Source organism: Streptomyces sp. NPDC041970, assembly GCF_055588985.1.
This window is the reverse complement of the sequence record NZ_JBVJCD010000018.1, coordinates 58,856-75,235: the sequence shown is the minus strand read 5'-3', so window position 1 is coordinate 75,235 and position 16,380 is coordinate 58,856. Positions and strand designations below refer to the sequence as shown.

Annotated in this window: 12 protein-coding genes; 6 read left to right on the top strand and 6 right to left on the bottom strand. The window is 75.1% G+C overall.

Annotated elements, in window-relative coordinates; genetic code table 11:
• Genes ACZ6EJ_RS12325 through ACZ6EJ_RS12310 form a run of 4 tightly spaced genes read right to left on the bottom strand, consistent with a single transcriptional unit; the run spans position 1 to position 4,479 of the window.
• On the bottom strand, positions 1-906 hold the full coding sequence (locus tag ACZ6EJ_RS12325) for a carbohydrate ABC transporter permease (protein WP_469266622.1): 906 nt from the start codon (positions 904-906) through the stop codon (positions 1-3).
• A gap of 3 nt (positions 907-909) precedes the next feature.
• A complete protein-coding gene (locus ACZ6EJ_RS12320) occupies positions 910-1,851 on the bottom strand; it encodes a carbohydrate ABC transporter permease (RefSeq protein ID WP_469266621.1) in 942 nt (313 codons plus the stop codon).
• Positions 1,852-1,858: 7 nt separating this feature from the next.
• Entirely contained in the window at positions 1,859-3,190 is a 1,332-nt protein-coding gene (locus tag ACZ6EJ_RS12315; protein ID WP_469266620.1) for an ABC transporter substrate-binding protein, read from the bottom strand.
• Positions 3,191-3,246: 56 nt separating this feature from the next.
• A complete protein-coding gene (locus tag ACZ6EJ_RS12310; protein WP_469266619.1) occupies positions 3,247-4,479 on the bottom strand; it encodes an ROK family transcriptional regulator in 1,233 nt (410 codons plus the stop codon).
• Positions 4,480-4,761: 282 nt separating this feature from the next.
• Between ACZ6EJ_RS12310 and ACZ6EJ_RS12305 the strand changes: the two genes are divergently transcribed.
• On the top strand, positions 4,762-6,111 hold the full coding sequence (locus tag ACZ6EJ_RS12305; RefSeq protein WP_469266618.1) for a hypothetical protein: 1,350 nt from the start codon (positions 4,762-4,764) through the stop codon (positions 6,109-6,111).
• Positions 6,112-6,306: 195 nt separating this feature from the next.
• Here the strand turns inward: ACZ6EJ_RS12305 and ACZ6EJ_RS12300 are convergent, their stop codons facing one another.
• Complete coding sequence (locus ACZ6EJ_RS12300) at positions 6,307-7,371, bottom strand: mechanosensitive ion channel family protein (protein ID WP_469266616.1); 1,065 nt, start codon at positions 7,369-7,371, stop codon at positions 6,307-6,309.
• Positions 7,372-7,682: 311 nt separating this feature from the next.
• On the opposite strand from ACZ6EJ_RS12300, the gene ACZ6EJ_RS12295 reads away from it, so the two are divergent.
• A complete protein-coding gene (locus ACZ6EJ_RS12295) occupies positions 7,683-8,219 on the top strand; it encodes an HNH endonuclease (RefSeq protein ID WP_469266614.1) in 537 nt (178 codons plus the stop codon).
• A 162-nt stretch (positions 8,220-8,381) separates the two neighbouring features.
• Here ACZ6EJ_RS12295 and ACZ6EJ_RS12290 read toward each other — a convergent pair whose 3' ends face one another.
• A complete protein-coding gene (locus tag ACZ6EJ_RS12290) occupies positions 8,382-11,432 on the bottom strand; it encodes a beta-N-acetylglucosaminidase domain-containing protein (RefSeq protein ID WP_469266612.1) in 3,051 nt (1,016 codons plus the stop codon).
• 367 nt (positions 11,433-11,799) lie between these two features.
• Between ACZ6EJ_RS12290 and ACZ6EJ_RS12285 the strand changes: the two genes are divergently transcribed.
• The 4 genes from ACZ6EJ_RS12285 (at position 11,800) to ACZ6EJ_RS12270 (ending at position 16,155) form a co-directional block, all read left to right on the top strand.
• On the top strand, positions 11,800-12,111 hold the full coding sequence (locus ACZ6EJ_RS12285) for a hypothetical protein (RefSeq protein ID WP_469266610.1): 312 nt from the start codon (positions 11,800-11,802) through the stop codon (positions 12,109-12,111).
• Entirely contained in the window at positions 12,112-14,853 is a 2,742-nt protein-coding gene (gene malQ / locus ACZ6EJ_RS12280) for a 4-alpha-glucanotransferase (RefSeq protein WP_469266608.1), read from the top strand.
• A gap of 20 nt (positions 14,854-14,873) precedes the next feature.
• Positions 14,874-15,104 (top strand): hypothetical protein, encoded by a 231-nt coding sequence (locus tag ACZ6EJ_RS12275; RefSeq protein WP_469266606.1) that lies wholly within the window; start codon positions 14,874-14,876, stop codon positions 15,102-15,104.
• Between the two features lie 130 nt (positions 15,105-15,234).
• On the top strand, positions 15,235-16,155 hold the full coding sequence (locus tag ACZ6EJ_RS12270) for a LysR substrate-binding domain-containing protein (RefSeq protein ID WP_469266605.1): 921 nt from the start codon (positions 15,235-15,237) through the stop codon (positions 16,153-16,155).
• Positions 16,156-16,380 lie beyond the last annotated feature (225 nt).

Genomic DNA, 16,380 nt, shown 5'->3' with positions numbered 1-16,380 from the left:
TCAGCCCTTCACTCCGGTCAGTGTGACGCCTTCGACGAACGCCTTCTGGGCGAAGAAGAAGACGGCGATCACGGGGGCCATGACCAGGACGGTCGCGGCCATGGTCAGATTCCAGTCGGTGTGGTGCGCGCCCTTGAAGGACTCCAGGCCGTAGCTGAGCGTCCAGGCGGCCTGGTTCTCGGAGGCGTAGATCTGCGGTCCGAAGTAGTCGTTCCAGGCGGCGAAGAACTGGAAGAGGGCGATGGCGGCGATGCCGGGCTTGGCCATCGGCAGCACCACCTTGACCAGCGTGCGGAACTCGCCGCAGCCGTCCACCTTCGCCGCGTCCAGGTACTCGTTCGGGATCGTCAGCAGGAACTGCCGCAGCAGGAAGATGGAGAACGCGTCGCCGAACGCCATCGGGATGATCAGCGGCCACAGCGTCCCGGAGAGGTCCATCTGCTTCGCCCAGAACAGGTACATCGGGATGATGACGACCTGGGGCGGCAGCATCATCATCGAGATGACGAGCATCAGCGAGAGCCTGCGGCCGCGGAAGCGGAACTTGGCCAGCGCGTACGCCACGGGGATCGACGACACCACGGTGAGCACGGTGCCGACGCCCGCGTACAGCAGGGTGTTGCGCCACCAGATCAGGAATCCGGGGGTCTCGAACACCTTCGTGTAGTTGCCCCACTCCCAGGTGTCGGGGGTGAGGTCGCGGGTCAGCGCCTGCTGGTCGCTCATCAGCGAGGTCAGCACCACGAAGACGAACGGCAGCACGAAGAACAGCGCGGCCGCGATGCCGAGCGAGTGCACGGCGATCCAGTGCAGCAGCGCCTTGCGCCGGGCGGTGCGCTCGGCGGGCGTGGGCGGTTCCGCCGCCGGGGCGGCGGCCGCGGCGGGCTTGTCGAGGATGTCGGTCATGGCTCAGTCACCGGCCTGGATCAGGTTGTTGCGGCCCCGCATGAGCAGCGCGGTGAAGGCCATGGCCAGGGCGAACAGGATGAGGGCGACGACGCAGGCGGCGCCGTAGTCGAAGCGCTGGAAGCCGAGGTTGTAGACGAGCTGGGGGAGCGTCAGTGTCGACTTGTCGGGATAGCCGGGTTCGAATGCCTGGCCGGAGCCGCCGATGACCCCGGAGGCGACCTTCCCGGCGACGAGCGGCTGCGTGTAGTACTGCATCGCCTGGATGACGCCGGTGACCACCGCGAACAGCACGATGGGCGAGATGTTCGGCAGGGTCACGAAGCGGAACTTCTGCCAGGCGGACGCGCCGTCCAGCTCGGCCGCCTCGTACTGCTCGGTCGGCACGTCCAGCAGCGCGGCCATGAAGATGACCATCAGGTCCCCGATGCCCCAGACCGCGAGCATGGTGAGCGCCGGCTTGGACCAGGCGGCGTCGTTGAACCAGCCCGGCGCCGGCAGCGCCAGGTCCCCGAGGATCGCGTTGACCGGCCCGGTGCCGGGGTTGAGCAGGAACACGAAGGCGAGGGTGGCGGCCACCGGCGGGGCCAGGAAGGGCAGGTAGAACAGGGTCCGGAAGACCCCGGTCCCCGTCTTGATCTTGGTGATCAGCAGGCCGACGCCGAGTCCGAAGACGACCCGGCAGGTGACCATGACGAGCACCAGCCACAGCGTGTTGCGCAGCGACGGCCAGAACATCGGGTAGTCCTGGAAGACGTACGTCCAGTTCGCCAGCCCGTTGAAGGACGGGGCGCCGAACCCGTCGTACTGCGTGAACGAGAAGTAGACCGTCGAGACCATCGGGTACGCGAAGAAGAACGAGAACCCGATCAGCCACGGCGACATGAAGGCCGCGGTGCGCAGTGCCGACCTGCGGCGCTTGGAGCGGAGTGTGTGCGTCGTCATCGGAGGGCTACTTGGCCTTGGCGATGTCGGTGTCGATCTGCCGCGCGGTCTTCTCCAGACCGGCCTTCAGGTCCTTCACCGCGCCCTTCTCGTACTGGTAGCCGAAGTCCTGGAGGGTCTGCTGGTACGTCGACCCGTTGACGGCCCCGTCGGGGGTGTTGGACTTCGGGTGCTGGGCGATGTCCAGGAAGGTCTTGAAGCGGGGGTCGAACTTCAGGTCGGGCGACTTCAGCGCGGCGAGGGTGGAGGGCACGTTGCGGATGCCGTTGGCGAACTGGACGACCGCCTCCGTGTCGCTGGTCATGTACTTGACCAGCTCCCAGGCGGCGTTCTGCTTCTTACTGGCCGGGGCTATGCCGACGATGGTGCCGGAGAGGAAGCCCTTGCCGTAGCTGTCGGCCTCGTCGTCCGCCACGGGCATCGGCGCGACGCCGATCTCGAACGGGACCTTGGCGTCCAGGGCCATTCCGAGCCGCCACTCGCCGTCGAGCTGCATGGCCACCTGGCCGGTGTGGAACGGGTGCTTGGCGCCCCACTCGTCGCCGAAGGTGCCGCGGTACTTCTCCAGCCGCTGGTAGCCGCCCAGCTCCTCGACGAACTTCTTCTGGAACGTGAACATCTCCGCGAACGCCGGGTCCTTGGCGATGTTGGACTTGCCGTTCTCGTCGAAGTACTTGTGCTCCCACGACGACAGGTAGTGGTCGGCGACGGTCTCGTAGCCGTGGAAGTTCGGCATGAAGCCGAGCTGCTGGTAGCCGTCGCCCTTCTTGACCGTCAGCTTCTTCGCCACGCTGACCAGCTCCGACATCGTCTTCGGCGGCGCGGTGACCCCGGCCTTCTCGAAGGCGTCCTTGTTGTAGTAGAGGCCGTAGGCGTCCGTGAGCAGCGGCAGGGCGCAGCGCCTGCCCTCGAACTGGGTGTAGTCGAGCAGGACCTTCGGGAAGGTCTTCTCCAGGTCGAGCTCGGACTTCTCGATGAACGGCTTCAGGTCGGCGAACGCGCCGGAGGAACAGAACTTGCCGACGTTGGAGGTGGTGAAGGAGGAGACCACGTCGGGCCCGTTGGAGCCGCCCGCGCGCAGGGCCTGGTTGAGCTTGTCGTCGTTGATGTTGCCGGAGACCTTCACCGTGATGTTCGGGTGGGCCTTCTCGAACCGCTCGATGTTCTCCTGGACCGCCTTGACCTCGGCGGGTGCGCTCCAGCCGTGCCAGAAGTTGATCGTGGTCTTCGCGTTCGGGTCGTCGGAGGCTCCGGCCTCGCTCTGGCCGGTGCACGCGGTGGCGAGCACCGAGACCGCGGCGACCGCGACGGCGGTGGTGGTGAGACGGCTTGTGCGCATGACGAAGCTCCCAGAGGCAGGGGTGGCGGACGGCGGGCGAGGAAGGCGTGTACGGGTCAGCGCGAGGTGTCGAACACTTCGTCGCGGGTGTCGGCGAGGGCCCGTTCCAGGGCTCCGCGCAGCACGGGGGTGCGGTCGATCTCGCCGACGACCAGACGCGGCCGCGAGGCGGCCAGCTCGGCGAGTTCCGACTGGATCAGGGACCGGAGGGCCTCGCCGCCGGCGGCGACCGCGCCCCCGGAGAGGACGATCAGACCGGGGTCCAGGACGGCGGTGACGGAGGCCAGCCCGGTCGCCAGGCGCTGGGCGTACTGCCGCAGCAGGCTGGTCAGCGCCTCGTCCCGCTCGTACGCCTCGGCGGCCCGTGCCAGCAGCTCGGTGGCGACCGCGGCGTACGGCTGCTGCGGGGCGTCGATGCCCAGCTCCCGCGCGAGCCGGGGCACCGCCTGGGCGCCCGCCAGCTCCTGGAAGCCGCCGCTGTTGGCCTGGACGACCTTGCGTACGAGCGGGGTGCCCGGCACCGGCAGAAAACCGACCTCGCCCGCGCCGCCGGTGAAGCCCCGGTGCAGCAGCCCGTTGATGACGAGGGCGGCGCCCAGGCCGTCCTCGTTCCACAGCAGGACGAAGTCCCGGTGGCCGCGGGCCGCGCCCAGGCGCTGCTCGGCGACGGCGACGAGGTTGACGTCGTTCTCGTACTCCACCGGCATCGGCAGGGACGCGGCCAGCTCGTCCAGCAGGGTGGGGGAGTGCCAGCCGGGCAGGTGCGAGGCGTAGCGCAGCCGCCCGGTGCCGGGGTCGAACGCTCCGGGGGTGCCGATGACGAGCCGGTGCACGTCGGCGCGGGTCAGCCCGGCCTCCTTCACCGCGCCGTCCAGCGCGTCGGCGACCTGCCGCACCACGCTGTCGGTGCGCCGGCCCGGCGTCGCCAGCACGAACTCCCCGACCACCGCCCCGGCCACGTCCGCGACGGCGGCGGCGATGCGCCGGGCGTTCACGTCGAGTCCGGCCACGTGGGCCGCGCGCGCGTTGACCGCGTAGAGCTGGGCGTTGGGTCCGGGCCGTCCTCCGCTGGTCCCCGTGGCGACGACCAGGCCGGCCGCCTCCAGCCGGGCCAGGAGCTGCGAGGCGGTGGGCTTGGAGAGGCCGGTCAGCTTCCCGATCCGGGTCCGGGAGAGCGGCCCGTGCTCCAGCAGCAGATCCAGGGCGGCGCGGTCGTTCATGGCGCGCAGCACCCGCGGGGTCCCCGGTACGCCGGGTGTGCCGGGCTGGCCCGGAGTGGTTCCCGCCATGGTGGATGCACCGCCCTCTGTCAGGAAACTCTGTTAGGAAAGTTTCCTATTTGGTGAGAGGACGGTAGGGCGCAGGTCACCGCACCGTCAATGGGTGCCCCCCGTCCGGCAATCAAAGCGTTATCTGACCACCTTGGCGGGACAACGGCCGCACGGGGCGGCGCCGCGCGGGGGCGGGGGCCGTCGGCGGCGTCCCCGTTGTCAGTGGGTCGCACCATGATGGGCCCCAGTGACGGCCCGCCCCGCAGCGGGGCCAAGCCGTCGGGAGCAGGGGGGGTTGCCGTGCGCGTACCGGTCGCGGGCGAGGTGCACGTCCACTACGGACAGATCTACGTCGAGAGCGATCCGGCCGGCGGGGCCGCGGACGCCTCCGAGGCGTTCGCGGGCCAGAGCCAGGGGTTGTGCGGGGCGGCCGTCGCGGGGGCGCTCCACCTCGTCACCGGGTTGCACACGGGCCGCGTCGGCTTCGTCGTGGAGGTCCACGACGAGGCCCCGGCCCTGGACCCGGACTGGGAGGACGTGGTGGAGGCGTCCTTCCGGCCGCTGTCGGAACGCACGAGTCTGGTGCAGTGGGCGGGCGAGGCCGTGTGGGACCTGGACCTCGCCCGGACCGACCACCGGGTGCGGTACTGCGCCCGAGGGATGGACGAGGGGCGCGCCCGCGACACCCGCGGGGCCGGGTCCCCGCCGGCGGACAGCTATCTCCTCCAGTTCTGGCCCGCGCCGCCCGGCCCGGACCGCGTGGTCCGCGAGGCGTCGCGGGCCGCCGCGACCAGGCGCCGCCACGCCCGCGCGCTGCCGCCTCCGCCCACGCCCGAGCAGCGCGCCGAGGCCGCGCGCCTGGCCCGCCGGGCGGAGGAGCGGGCCGCGGAGGAGCGGCGGCTGCACCGCGAGCGGTGGGAGTGGGGCGGGCGGCTGCCGAGCGAGGAGCTGCGCGGCGCGGGCGGCAACGTGTCCGGTCTGCTCCGCTTCGACAGCGACCTGGTGCACGCCCTCGGGGCCGCGGGCCCCGAGACCCGGCGCGCGGTGGCGTCGCTGGCCGCCCGGCGGGCCTGCGAGGCGGCGGGCCTGACCGGCGTCCCCTGGGTCGCCGATGCGCTCACCGCGTTGGAGCGGGGGCGTCCGCTGCCCCAGCCGTTCGACGACACCGCCCGGATGTGGAAGGCCCTGCGCACCGACCCCCGCGTCCCCGAGCGTTCGGTGCGCGAGGCGACGCCCCCCGAGCGGCCGCCCTACCGCCCGCCGACGCCTCCGACGGCGTCCGGGCCCACGCGGGGCCCGGACACGCGGGCGGACGGCGCCGGGGCGCGGCGGCCTGGGCTCGGCCGGCCGCTGGGGACGGTCGCGCCGGCGCCGCCCGGCGGCGAGGGGGCGGCGCCGGGCGCGGGCGGGGCGGACGCCATCCACGTGGTCGCGTACGGCGCCCGCCCGCCGACCGCCCCCCGGCTGATCTCGCAGCCGCACTTCGCGCTCCCCGCCGTGCTCGCCGCCGCCGGGCCCGCGCCGCTCACGGCGGCCTTGGACGCGGTGTGGCACGCGGTGCGCACGTACGGCGAGCGCTGCCCGGAGCTGCTGGAGGAGATCCGCTCGGCGTGCGGCGGGGAAGTAGGGGGTGAGGAAGCCGGGGGGTGAGGGATCCGGGGCGAGGAAGCCGGGGCGAGGGAGCCGGGGGTGAGCGAGCCGCAGGACAGGAATCCGGGGGTGGGGAAGCCGGGGTGACGGAGCCGGGGGTGAGCGAGCCGCAGGACAGGAATCCGGGGGTGAGCGGCCCGACCACGGAAAGCGCCCCCGCCGGTTCGGCAGGGGCGTCCTCTTCCGCGTACGGAGCTACGGCTTGTTCAGGTTCGTCGGCGGTATCGGCGTCGTCGCCAGGGACTGCGGGGAGGTCGCCGAGGCGTAGGCGGAGGGGGCGGCCACGCCGGCCGTCGGGTCGGCGGGGTCCGCGGACTCCGTCTGGGGGAGCACGCCGACCATCCGGATGCCCGCCTCGTCCAGCGCCTGCTTGATGCGCCAGCGCAGCTCGCGCTCCACGCCGAGCGCCTTGCCCGGCATCGTCTTGGCGGTGACCCGGACCGTCATCGAGTCCAACTGCACCGCGTCCAGGCCGAGCACCTCCACCGGGCCCCACAGCCGCTCCGACCAGGGCTCTTCCTTCGTCATCGTCTCGGCGGCCGCGCCGATCGCCTCGCGCACGCGGTCCAGGTCCTCCGTGGGGCGCACCGTGACGTCGACGCCCGCGGTGGACCAGCCCTGGCTGAGGTTGCCGATCCGTTTCACCTCGCCGTTGCGGACGTACCAGATCTCGCCGTTGTCGCCGCGCAGCTTGGTGACGCGCAGCCCCACCTCGATGACCTCGCCGGAGGCCACCCCGGCGTCGATGGTGTCCCCGACCCCGTACTGGTCCTCCAGGATCATGAAGACGCCGGAGAGGAAGTCGGTGACCAGATTCCGGGCGCCGAAGCCGAGGGCCACGCCCGCGACACCGGCCGAGGCCAGCAGCGGCGCCAGGTTGATCTTGAAGGCCCCCAGGACCATCAGCGCGGCCGTGCCCATGATCAGGAACGAGGCCACCGAGCGCAGCACCGAACCGATCGCCTCCGAGCGCTGACGCCTGCGCTCCGCGTTCACCAGCAGCCCGCCGAGCGCGGTGCCCTGCACCGCCTGCGCGCTGCGGTTCATGCGCTCGATCAGGTTGGTCAGGGCGCGCCGGATCAGGTAGCGCAGCGTGATGGCGACCGCCACGATCAGCAGGATGCGCAGCCCGGTGCTCAGCCAGGTGGACCAGTTCTCCTCTACCCAGCCCGCGGCGTTCCCGGCCTGCTCGGCGGCTTCGCCCAGCGAGCCGGCCGGCTCGGGCGAGGGAGCTGCGGCCAGAAGAGCGGACAGGTGCACGATAGGGACCTCCAGGGGACGACGGGTGCCTTCAACACTAACGAAGCCCAGGGAGTCGATCCCCGCCGTCGCGGGAGGAGAGACGTGTCTCACCGGGACGCCCCGCCGGGGCCGGTCGCACCACGCACGGGTTCGCCCCGGTGGAGCAGCGGCCCGACGCCGGCCGTACGCCGCACGGTGCGGGGAGCGAGGAAAATCCTTCCGGCCCGTTACCCGTACGTGGTGGCGCTTCGACCAGGGCTGAGGAGAGACTGAGATCGGATCGTCCCGGCGCGAGCCACGCGCCGCCGGCGTACAAGGAGGCATCCACCGTGCCGCACGTCCTCGTCCTCAACGCGTCGTACGAGCCGCTCGGCGTCGTACCGCTCCGCCGCGCGCTCGTGCTCGTCCTCGAAAACAAGGCGATCTGCCTGGAGGAGTCCGGCGCCTTCCTGCACAGTGCCACCCGAGCCGTGCCCGCGCCCAGTGTGGTCCGGCTCAAGCGCTTCGTCCGGGTCCCCTACCGGGGGCCCGTCCCTCTGACGCGGCGGGCCCTGTTCGCTCGGGACGGCGGGCGCTGCATGTACTGCGGGGCCGCCGCGACCAGCGTCGACCACGTCATCCCGCGCAGCCGCGGTGGACAGCACGTCTGGGACAACGTGGTGGCGGCCTGCCGCCGCTGCAACCACGTCAAGGCCGACCGCCACCTGCCCGAGCTGGGCTGGCGGCTGCTCCACCCGCCCGCCCCGCCGACCGGCCTGGCCTGGCGGATCATCGGGACCGGGCACCGCGACCCGCGCTGGCTGCCGTATCTGCAGCCGTTCGGCGCGGACGACGTGATGGCCCGGATCGACGGCGTGTCCGCCTGAGCCCCTGCGGTCTCCCGACGGGATCGGGCCGGATCGGGGGGCGGGATCCGGTGCGTGCGGGGACGGGGCGGGGCGGTGAGGAGCGACGGCGGCGGGGGCGTACGTGCCGGGGCCCGCGGGCCCCGGCACGAGGCGAGGAGGGCCCGCGGCGCCCGTACGCGGTCACTCGGCGACCGCGTACGCCTCCACCGACCAGAGGGAGTAGCCGTACCGGGTCGCCCGGCTCTCGCCCCGCACCCGGACGAACCGGGTGTCCGGCGCGTCCATCCGGACCGACTCCCGGCCGCCCCGGCCGTCGACGACCCGCGCGGCGGTGCGCCAGGTGCGGCCGTCGGCGGAGACCTCCACGCGGTAGCGGGAGGCGTACGCGTCCTGCCAGCTCAGCACCGTACGGCCCAGCCGCACCGGCCGCGGCAGCTCCATCTGCCACCAGGCCCCGTCCTCCGCCGGCGAGGACCACCGGGTGGCGGGATCACCGTCCGCGGCGGCCCGGGCCGGGAAGTCGGGGGTCTCGTTCCCGGACGACGAGGCTCTCGCCGTACGCGCCAGATCGGGCCCCGCCGTACGCGGGAAGGCCCGCACGGTCAGCGTGGACTCCTGGCCGCCGAAGGCGAGCGGCACCTCGTACGCGCCCACCGGGGTGTCGGCCGGGACGGTGATGTCCACGGGCACCTCCGTACGCGACCCGCGCGGCACCGTCGTCCGCTCCGGGACCCGCACCTCGATGCCGCGCGGGGGCTTCGCGGTCAGCCTGCCCTCGACTTCGACCGGACGCCGCCCGGCCAGCCGTGCCTCCACCCGCCGGGTGCCGCCGCCGATCTCCGCGTCCGTCTCGCCGCTCTCCAGGTGGAGCGTGGCGGGCGGTTCGTCACCGAACCACGGCACCAGGGCGCGCACCCGAGGGGCGTCCGCGGCCGGGGAGGGCGGCCCGGCGTGCGGGGGGCTCAGACAGGGCGGCGGGGCGGTGCGCTCCGCGGTGACGCGCACCGCGTCCGCCCGCACGCCCTCCACCGCCCGGTGGGTCCAGCCGCTGGGCGAGAGCCGCCCCAGCGTCCGCCACCCCTCACCGGGCACATGGGCCTCCACGACCCCGCCGGCCGCGCCGGGTCCGGGCTCGGCGAGCACCGTGACGGCCTGCACCGGGCGGGCCGCCGCCAGCCGGACCGTATGGCCGTGCGCGTCCCGCGCGACCCGGCCCGAGGAGCGGTCGACGCCGTTCCAGCCGTCGGCGGTCCGCGCCACCCGGTCCAGGAAGGGGTCGAGCACGCCCGTGCCGACGCTCGCCCCGCTCGCCGCGATCTCCTCGCGCAGCGGCTCCAGGGCCAACTGGGCGCGCCAGGCGCTCGCCCCGTCCCCGGACTCCTGGGCCCGGAGCAGGTCCACGGCCAGCTCGCCGGCCCGGCCGTAGCGGGCCAACTGCCCGGTCCACGGACGGACCTCGTCCGCCAGCCGTCCGTCCGCGGGCGTCCGCAGCCGCTCGGGGGCCCGCCGCATCACGGTGAAGGCGGCGCGCAGCCCGTCCGCCGCGCGGGCGCGGGCGGGTGCGTCGGCCGCGCGGGTGCTCCAGAAGGCGTCGATCAGGGGCCGGAGGTAGGCCGACTCCCGCGCGCCGAGCACGGAGGCCGCGCTGTTGCCCGCGAGCGCCAGCAGCGCCTCCCCGGCCTCCGCGTCGCCGCCCGCCAGGTCCGCGACCGCGGCCCGCCAGGACGCGTCGGGGCGGTAGCCCCGTGGGTTCCAGGCGAAGTCGGCGGCGGTGAACAGGGGAACGCGGGAGGCGGAGGGCTGCTCCATCGCATGGGCCAGCAGCGCCGCCGAACCGAACGCCACCGTCGGCTCCCGGCCGGTGTAGGGGCCCAGGAAGACGCGGTCCGGGGCGTAGTCGTTGACCGGGTAGTTGTCCATCGTCACCAGCGGGTGGCGGAAGGCGTCACGGGCCCCGGCCAGCTCCGCCCCGGTGATGGTCCTCGGCACGACCCCCACGCCGGTCCAGGCCACCTGCACCCGCGCGTCCAGCTCGGCCGCCAGCGCGGTGCGGTAGGCGGTGGCCCCGTCCTGGTAGAACTCCGTCGGCAGCACCGACAGCGGGGCGGCCTCCGGGCGCCGTTCGGCCAGGTGCCGGGCGACCGCGCCCGCCACCCGTGCCTGCGCGCGGGCCGCCGCCTCGGGGCCGCTGCCGAAGGTCTCCGCGTCCAGGTCGCAGTGCCACTCGCTGTAGCTGACGTCCTGGAACTGGAGCTGGAAGGCGCGGACGCCCAGCGCCCCCATGGCGTCGATCTTCTCCGTCAGCGCCCGGACGTCCGCGTCGGAGGCCATGCACATCGCCTGGCCGGGGGAGACCGCCCAGCCGAGCGTCACGTGCTCGGCGCGCGCCTTCCGCGCCAGCGCCCGGAGGTCGGCGCGCCGGTCGGCCGGGTACGGATCGCGCCAACGGGCCGACCGGTAGGGGTCGTCGCCCGAGGCGTACAGGTAGTGGTTCTGCTTGGTGCGTCCCAGGAAGGCGAGCTGGGCGAGCCGCTCCTCGTGGGTCCACGGCTGTCCGTAGAACCCCTCGACGATGCCGCGTACGGCGGTTCCCGGCCAGTCCCGCACCGTGACGCCCGCCACCGCGCCGCGGGCGACGAGTCGGCGCAGGGTCTGGACGGCGTGGAAGAGGCCGTCCGCGCCGACCCCGTCCAGCGCGGCCGTGGGCCGCCCGCCGACCTCGCCGACCGCGATCCGGTACCCGCCCGCGGGCAGGTCCGCCCGCTCGGACGCGCCCAGGGCCCGCAGCGCCTCGCCGGCGCCCGGACCGCCGAGGCGGACGACGGGCCCGCGCCCCGGCGCGCGCTCGTGCAGCGTCCGCACGCCCGCCCCGCGCAGGACGGAGCGCGCCTGCCGCACGGCGTACGGGTCGGCGTCCGGGGCGGCGAGCAGGGTGGCCTCGACGCCGAGCGGCACGGCGGGCCCGGTGGTCTCGATGCTCTGCGGCCGGGGCCACACGGACGGCGGGCGGGCGGGGGCGGGGCGGCCGGGAGCGGCGGGGGCGGCGGGGGCGGCGGAACGGGCGGCCGGGCGGTCGGTGGAGCGGGCGGGCGCGGGGGGCGTGGCGGAACGGGCGGAGGGGCGATCGGGGGCGGAGGGAGCGGCCGCGGCCGCCGACGCGACCGGTGCGAGCAGGCCGCCGAGCAGGGCGAGGGCCACGACCGCCGCCTGTCCTCTGCGCCCGATCCGCACGCCGCGCTCCCCTTCCTGACGGAGTCCCCAGGGCCGCTCGCCCCGGCGCCCCGGACCACCGGTGGTCGCTCCGCGGCGGAACGCGAGCCCACTCGCCGAGATGAGGGGGTGTCAACGCGCACGGCCGTTATGACGGATTCGCCGGGAGTGGGAGCCATGGTGGCACCTTCGGGACCGGTGGGCCGTGAGCGTCGTGAGAGGAGGCCGAGACTGGCTGAAAACGGCTCATACCTGGCGTGTGGGGGAACGGAATGTGACCCCGAGCACGTTGTGCTCGTTGCCATGACGCCTGCGCCACGTCCATGTCTGCGGTCACCAGAGCTGGGTAGGGCTGCTGTGTCCTGTTCTCCACGGCCAGGAGGCCACCATGCCCGCTTCCGCGCAGCTCCTGCTCTCCGCCCTCTCCAAACAGGTACCCGACCAGGCCGTTTCCGCGCCCCTGACCAGCGAACCGCCGCTCGCCGACATCGCCTACCTGATCAGCGGCCCCCCGCTCGCCGACGTCTCCCTCCAGCTCGGCGCCTTCTCCTTCGCCGACGCCGCGCCCCTGACCAGCGAGCCCCCGCTCGCCGATGCCACCCCTCTCACGAGCGAGCCCCCGCTCGCCGCCGTCGCCCCTCTCACCAGCGAGCCGACCGCCCCCGGCGTCGCGGGGGGCATGGAGTTCCCTGGAGTCTGAATGGGCTTGTCCCGGCTCGCCGCACTGCACGGTGTCGCCACCTCCTACTCCCCGTCGCCGGATGTCACGGTGTCCGTCCCGGACGACACGGTCGTCGCCGTGCTCGCCGCGTTGGGCGTGGACGCCGGCACTCCGGCGGACGTACGGAAGTGCCTCGCCGCCGCGGAGTCCCGCTCGCGCCTGCTGCCGCCGACCGTGGTGGTCTGGGCCGGTGAGCCGCTGCCGCCCGCGCTGACCGATCTGCCCTCCGGCTCGACCGTCACGGTCGAGCCGGAGCCGTTCGAGGCCCCTGGCCGCCCCGCCGACCGGGCCCCCGCCCCGCTGAGGATGCGCGTACGGGCGAGCGCCGCGGCCCGCGCGGTCGTACCGGTTCCGGGGCCGGGCACCGAGGACGCGCCCGGAGCGCCCGGAGTCGCCGGGGCGCCGGCGCTCGCGGCCGGGGCGCCCGCGACCGTCCTCCCGGCGTTCGGGGCCGCCCGGTCCGCTGCCGTGGGACGCGCCGCGCCCGACGCCTCCGTCTCCGACGCCTCCGTGTCCGGGGGCTCCAGCGCCCCCGCGTCCGGGAGTGCCGCGCCCGCGAGCCCCGCGCCCAGCACCTCCGCCCCCGCCGGAGGCCGCACGCCCGGAGGCCGCGTCTCCAGTGCCTCCGCGTCCGGCGCTTCCGCCTCCGCTTCCGCCTCCGCCTCCGCCTCCGCCTCCGCCACCCCCGCCTCCGTCGGAGGCCCCGCGCCCGCCGGAGGCCCCGACTCCAGCGCCCCCGCGTCCGGAATCAGTGCCTCCGCACCCCCCGCGCCGGGAGGCCGCGCCGCAAGCGCCCCCGCGCCCGCCGGAAGCCCCGCGTCCGGGAGCCCCGTCCCCGCAACCCCCGCCCCCGCCGCAAGCCCCGCGCCGGGAGGCCGCGCCTCCAGCACCCCCGCGCCCGGCGGCCCCGCCCCCGACGCCGCCCTGCCCCCCACCGCCGTCCTCCCCGCCTGGTGGAGCGCGCCGCCCCTGGGCGTCCACCGGATGCACGTGCGTACGCCGGACCAGCGCCGGGCCGCCGCCACCCTCGTCGTCGCCCCTCCCCGCGCCCCGCAGCCGGCCGGGCGGTCCCACGGCTTCCTGGTGCAGCTCTACTCCCTGCTCTCCGCCCGCTCCTGGGGCATGGGCGACCTCGGCGACCTGGCCGACCTCGCCGCCTGGGCCGGGCGCACCCTCGGCTCCGGGTTCGTCCAGGTCAACCCGTTGCACGCGGCCGTTCCCGGCCGCCCCACCGACCCGTCCCCCTACCGCCCCTCCTCGCGCCGCTTCCCCGACCCCGTCCACCTGCACGTGGAGTCCATCCCGGAGTACGGGCACGTCCGCGACCGGGCCGTGCTGGACGACCTCCGCCAGGACGCCGCCGCGCTCAGCGACGCCGTGCTGAACAAGGGCGCGCTGATCGACCGCGACGCCGTCTGGGAGCTGAAGCGCCAGGCCCTGGAGCTGGTCGTCCGGGTCCCGCTCACCCCCGGCCGCCGCGCCGCCTACTGCGACTTCCTGGCCGAGCAGGGCCAGGCGCTGGAGGACCACGCCCTGTGGTGCGCGCTCGCCGAGGTGCACGGGCCCGACTGGCGCACCTGGCCCGCCGGTCTGCGCGACCCCCGCTCCCCGCAGACCGCCCGCGCCCGCTCCGGACTGCTGGACCGGGTCGACTTCCACTGCCGCCTCGCCTGGCTGACCGCCACCCAGCTCGCCGCCGCCCAACGGGCCGCCGAGGACTCCGGGATGCCCATCGGGATCGTCCACGACCTCGCCGTCGGCGTGCACCCGACCGGGGCCGACACCTGGGCCCAGCAGGACGCCTTCGCCCACGGCATGTCCGTCGGCGCGCCCCCCGACGCGTTCAACGCCCGAGGCCAGGACTGGGGCCTGCCGCCCTGGCGCCCCGACGTCCTCGCCGCGACCGGGTACGCCGCCTACCGGGGGCTGCTGCGCGGACTGCTGGCCCACGCCGGGGCCCTGCGCATCGACCACGTGATGGGCCTGTTCCGGCTCTGGTGGGTGCCCGAGGGCCGCCCGCCCACCGACGGCACGTACGTCGCCCACGACTCCGAGGCGATGCTCGCCGTCCTCGTCCTGGAGGCCCACCGGGCCGGCGCCGTCGTCGTCGGCGAGGACCTGGGCACCGTCGCGCCCGGCGTCCGCGAGGCGCTCGCCCGGCGCGGGGTGCTCGGCACCTCGGTGCTCTGGTTCGAACGCGACTGGGACGGCGACGGCCGCCCGCTGGCCCCCGAGCAGTGGCGCCGGGACTGCCTGGCCACCGCCACCACCCACGACCTGCCCTCCACCGCCGCCCGGCTGACCGGCGACCACGTGGCGCTGCGCCACCGGCTGGGCCTGCTCACCCGCCCGCTCGCCGAGGAGCTGGCCGAGGACGCCACCGACACCGCCGCCTGGCTGGCCCTCCTCGCCCGGCTGCGGATGCTCCCGGAGGGCCCCGGCGACGAGGAGGCCGCCGTCCGGGCCGTCCACCGCTTCCTGCGGTCCACGCCCGCCCTGATGACCGGCGTCTGGCTCCCCGACGCCGTGGGCGACCGCCGCCCGCAGAACCTCCCCGGCACCTGGGACCAGTACCCCAACTGGCGGCTGCCGATCGCCGACGCCGAGGGCCGCCCCGTCACCCTGGAGGAGATCGCCTCCTCCCGCCGGCTGCACACGCTGATGGAGGTCCTGCGCCGCGGGGACGCCCGTACGGCACCCCCGGCCGAGCGGGGCCGCTAGCCGTTCGCTACGTTGGCACCGTGGACAAGAAGAACGCTATGCGCGCCGGCGCCGTCGCGGCCGGGACGACGCTGATGATGCTGCTCATGTCGGCCCCGGCCCTCGCGCTCACGCGCGACGACGGTGACGATCCGGGTACGGGTCTGAGCGCGATGGAGACCATCGGCCTCTACGTCGTCGCGCCCATCGGCCTGTTCCTGGTGATCACGGCGCTGGTCATGGTCCTGGACAAGTCCAAGAAGCAGGTCTGACCCCCACACGCACGACGGGTGCGCCGCCGGTGGCAGTCGCCGCGCGGCGCATCCGCGCGTCCGGCCCCGTGCGGGCCGCCCGCCCCGCCGCGCGCCGGCTCCGCCGGTGCGCTCCCGGCAGGTCGCGCCCATGACCGAGTGGGACGTCAAGAAGCTCCGCGTCCTGCGCACCCTGCGCGACCGGGGCACCGTCACGGCGACCGCCCGCGCCCTGTCGATGACCCCGTCCGCGGTCTCCCAGCAGCTCGGCAACCTGGCCCGGCAGCTCGGGGTGCCGCTCCTGGAGCCCCAGGGCCGCCGGGTCCGCCTCACCGACGCCGCCCACCTCGTCCTGCGCCACGCCGAAGCGGTCTTCGCCCAGTTGGAGCGGGCCGACGCCGAACTGACCGGCTACCTGCGCGGCGAGGCGGGCGAGGTGCGGGTCGGCGCGTTCTCCACGGCCGTGCCCGTGCTCGTCGTGCCCGCCGTCCGACTGCTGCGCGCCGAGGACCGGCCCGGCCCCGACGTACGGGTGCGGGAGGCCGAGGCGGCGCAGGCGTACGACCTGCTCACCGCGGGCGAGGTGGACGTGGCGCTCTCCCTGGCCGCGCACGCGCCGACCGCCCGCGACCCCCGCCTCACCCTGCTCCCCCTGCTGACCGACCCCTTGGACGTGGCGCTCCCCGCCGACCACCCCCAGGCCGCCGCGCCCGCGCTGCGCCTGGCCGACCTGGCGGCCGAGCGGTGGATCTTCGGCGGCTCCGGGCCCTGGTCCGAGATCACCACCGCCGCCTGCGAGGCGGCGGGCTTCGTCCCCGAGCAGGCCCACAGCGCCGCCGGGTGGCCCGCGATCCTCGCCCTCGTCGAGGCGGGCATGGGCGTCGCGCTCGTCCCCCGCATGGCGTCGCGGGAGCGCCGCGAGGGCGTGGTGATGCGGGTGCTGGAAGCCGACCAGCCCCGCCGCCACGTGCTGGCGGCCGTCCGGCACGGGGCGGAGGACGGGCCCGCGGTGGCACGGGTCCTCGGAGCGCTCGCGCGGGCCGCGCGGGCGTTCGGCCGAGCCGCGTCCTGACGACCGCGCACCACCGCGCCCGTACGGCGTACCGACGTGTCCGCGGCCGCGCCCCCCGCCCGTACGGCGTACCGACGTGTCCGCGACCGCGCACCCCCGCCCGTACGGCGTGTCCACGGCGCGCCACCGTCCGCACGGGGCGACCGCCGGCGGTACGGCGTGTCCCCGAGCGCACAGCGCCGCGCCCGTACGACGTACCGACGTGTCCACGACCGCGCACCACCG